Origin of the sequence: Streptomyces sp. B1866, from assembly GCF_031932565.1 — a bacterium.
Taxonomy (GTDB): Bacteria; Actinomycetota; Actinomycetes; order Streptomycetales; family Streptomycetaceae; genus Streptomyces.
Genome location: NZ_JAVSCF010000408.1, coordinates 1 through 3,378 on the forward strand (window position 1 = coordinate 1; position 3,378 = coordinate 3,378).

Genomic DNA, 3,378 nt, shown 5'->3' on the forward strand with positions numbered 1-3,378 from the left:
GCCGCCGGCGCCCTCCCGGACGGCCCCGGCGGCGTGGAGGTGCGGCTGCTGTGCGCGCCGCGCGCGCTGTCCAGCGGGCGCGTGCGCGTCCTGGCGCGCGCCCTGCCCCGCTGCGAGCTGCGCGTCGCCGGCCGCGACGCGCCGCACGAGGCCGTCATCGTGGACGGCCGGATCGCCTACGTCACGCTCGGCCCGGGCGCGGGCCGCCGGGCCTCGGCCGTGGAGGACCCGGCCACGGTGCGCGCCCTGGACCTGATGTTCACCGGCGCCTGGGCGGGCGCGGTGGCGCCGAGCCGGTACCCGCGGCTGGGCGGCCGGGTGTGCGTGGAGGACGCGCGGCGCATCCTGGAGAGCCTGCGCACGGGCCGTACGGACGAGGCCGGGGCCCGGGAGATGCAGGTCTCCCTGCGGACCTACCGCCGGTACGTCGCCGAGATCATGCGGGAGCTGGGCGCGCACTCCCGGTTCCAGGCCGGGGTGCGGGCGGTCGAGGCGGGGCTGCTGCCGGGCCGTCACTAGAGTCGTCGCCGGGCCGCATCCCCCAGCCACCGCAGGTCGTCATCACCGAGGACGGGAATGGACGATTCCAGGCCGCCGGAGCCGTCGGACGCGGCCGACCCCCTGGACCGCGCGCTGCGGCAGGTCCGCGCGCTGCTGGAGTCCACCGTCACCGAGCACCGCGCCCGCCGCGCCAGAAGCGCGCGGGTGACCGAGATCGAGGCCGAGGACGCCGCCTTCCTGGCCGCTGCCTCGCACGTCGCGGCGCAGGCCAGGCACAGCCTCGACGCCGTGATCCCGGCGGCCGGCTCGGCCCGCCTGGCGGCCGCGCACGCGGCCCTGGCCGCGCTGCTCGCCGACCTCGACGGCGCCGTGCCCACCCGCGTTCTACGCGCGCGGAGCGCCCCCGACTGCGGTCCGAACTGCCAGGAGCGGCTGATCACGGTCCCGCTGCCCACGCTGCTGATCGCCGACGGCCGGGCCGCGCTGGTGTGCGCGGACGCCCCCGAGGGGCGGCAGGCGTCGGTGGTGCGGGACGGCGTGGTGGTGCGCACGCTGCACAGCATGTTCACCGGCATGTGGGGCAGCGCCGTGCCCGCCGAGACGCCGTTCGACTTCGGCAACCGGGCCCGCGCCGAGATGGTCCGCCGGGTGCTGGAGCGGCTGCGCGACGGCGTCACCGACGAGGCCGCCGCGCGCGAGCTGGCCATCTCGGTCCGTACCTACCGCAGGTACGTCACCGGCATCCTGGAACTCCTCGGCGCCGAGTCCCGGTTCCAGGCGGGCGTGCGCGCCACCGAGCTGGGCATGCTCGGCGACCGGTGACCCCCCGGGCGGCCGGTTCCGGCGTCCCGTACGGACACCCGGCCGCCGCCGGACGGCTCCAGCGGTTCTCGACCGGGCCGGGACAGCGCGTTCGTACGCTGCTGACGTCGCGGCGGACCCGCCGCGCCCACCAGCCACGGGAGATGACCGATGTCCGACGGCGGCGCGCCCCTCCACGACCGGGTGGCCGAACTGCACCGGCTGAAGAGCGCGGTCGCGGCGGGCGACGCACGCGCCACCGAGGCCCAGCGCGCCAAGGGCAAACTGACGGTCCGTGAACGGCTCGCCCTGCTCTTCGACGACGGGTCCTTTCACGAGGTGGAGGCGCTGCGGCGGCACCGGGCGACCGGTTTCGGCCTGGAGGACCGCCGTCCGCACACCGACGGCGTGGTCACCGGCTGGGGGACCGTGCACGGCCGCAGGGTCTTCGTCTACGCGCACGACTTCCGGATCTTCGGCGGGGCGCTGGGGGAGGCGCACGCGCAGAAGATCCACAAGATCATGGACATGGCGCTGGCGGCCGGCGCGCCGCTGGTGTCCCTCAACGACGGCGCCGGCGCCCGCATCCAGGAGGGCGTCTCCGCGCTCGCGGGCTACGGCGGGATATTCCAGCGCAACACCCGGGCTTCGGGGGTGATCCCGCAGATCAGCGTCATGCTCGGGCCGTGCGCGGGCGGCGCGGCGTACTCCCCGGCGCTGACGGACTTCGTGTTCATGGTCCGCGAGACCTCGCAGATGTTCGTCACCGGGCCCGACGTGGTGCACGCGGTCACCGGCGAGCGGGTCACGCAGGACGCGCTGGGCGGCGCCGACGTGCACGCGCGGACCTCGGGCGTGGCGCACTTCGCGTACGACGACGAGGCGACCTGCCTGGAGGAGGTCCGCTTCCTGCTGTCCCTGCTGCCGTCGAACAACCGGGAGACCCCGCCCGAGGTGCCCGCCGACGACCCGGCCGACCGCCGCTGCGAGGCGCTGCCGGACCTGGTCCCGGCCGACGGCACCCGCCCATACGACATGCGGGAGGTGATCGAGGAGATCGTGGACGACGGCGAGCACATGGAGGTCCACGAGCGGTGGGCCACCAGCGTGGTGTGCTCGCTGGCCCGGCTGGACGGCCGGTCCGTGGGGCTGGTGGCCAGCCAGCCGCGGACGCTCGCCGGGGTGCTGGACATCGAGTCCTCCGAGAAGGCCGCCCGGTTCGTCCAGTTCTGCGACGCGTTCAGCATTCCGCTGGTCACGCTGGTGGACGTGCCGGGCTTCCTGCCGGGCGTCGACCAGGAGCACGGCGGCATCGTCCGGCACGGCGCCAAGCTGCTGTACGCGTACTGCGACGCGACCGTGCCGCGCGTCTCGGTGGTCCTGCGCAAGGCGTACGGCGGCGCGTACATCGTCATGGACTCCCGGTCCATCGGCGCCGACCTCGCCTACGCCTGGCCGCTCAACGAGATCGCCGTCATGGGCGCCGAGGCCGCCGCGCGCGTCATCTTCCGCCGCGAGATCGCCCAGGCCGACGACCCCGAGGCCGCGCGCCGGCAGCGGGCCAAGGAGTACCGGTCCGAGCTGGTGCACCCCTATGACGCGGCCGAGCGCGGGCTCGTGGACGACGTCATCGACCCGGCCGCCACCCGCGAGGTGCTGATCCGGTCCCTGGCGATGCTGCGCGAGAAGCACGCGCCGCTGCCCGCGCGCAAACACGGCAACCCGCCCGCCTGACCCGCCGCCCGCGCTCCCCGGCGCCGCGCCCATGACCGAGGTCACACGGCCGTACGGCCCTGCTCGGAATGCCGTGGTCCGCCCGCGGGTTCCTGCTTCGCAGGCGGCCGCGCGGCCCCCTTGCGGCCGGGCCCGAATGCGATTGTCACCGGCGCCGACGTGGGGATAGGTTGCACGCGAGCCCGCCGAGGGTGTGGTAACGGGCCGGTGACGCGGGGGGTTTCGGGCATGGCAGCAGGCAGCGGAAGGGGTACGGCCGTCGCGGCGGAGCACCGGACCCCGGACGCCCGCGGCGGGCCCGCCCCGGGCCGCGGGCGGCCCGCGGCCCGGGGCGGCGCCGCC

At 76.0% G+C, this 3,378-nt stretch carries 2 protein-coding genes and 1 pseudogene; all 3 read left to right on the plus strand.

Annotated elements, in window-relative coordinates; translation table 11 throughout:
- A pseudogene (locus RKE29_RS28790) lies at positions 1-519 on the plus strand (hypothetical protein); the annotation flags it as partial.
- Between the two features lie 57 nt (positions 520-576).
- Positions 577-1,323, plus strand: a complete 747-nt coding sequence (locus RKE29_RS28795) for a DNA-binding response regulator (protein WP_312008645.1) — start codon at positions 577-579, stop codon at positions 1,321-1,323.
- A 150-nt stretch (positions 1,324-1,473) separates the two neighbouring features.
- Positions 1,474-3,036, plus strand: a complete 1,563-nt coding sequence (locus tag RKE29_RS28800; protein ID WP_312008646.1) for an acyl-CoA carboxylase subunit beta — start codon at positions 1,474-1,476, stop codon at positions 3,034-3,036.
- Positions 3,037-3,378 lie beyond the last annotated feature (342 nt).

What these genes read in the sequence shown, in the direction of transcription:
- RKE29_RS28800 (WP_312008646.1), top strand. Translation starts at nt 1,474, where the DNA reads ATGTCCGACGGCGGCGCGCCCCTCCACGACCGGGTGGCCGAACTGCAC.
- RKE29_RS28795 (WP_312008645.1), top strand. Translation starts at nt 577, where the DNA reads ATGGACGATTCCAGGCCGCCGGAGCCGTCGGACGCGGCCGACCCCCTG.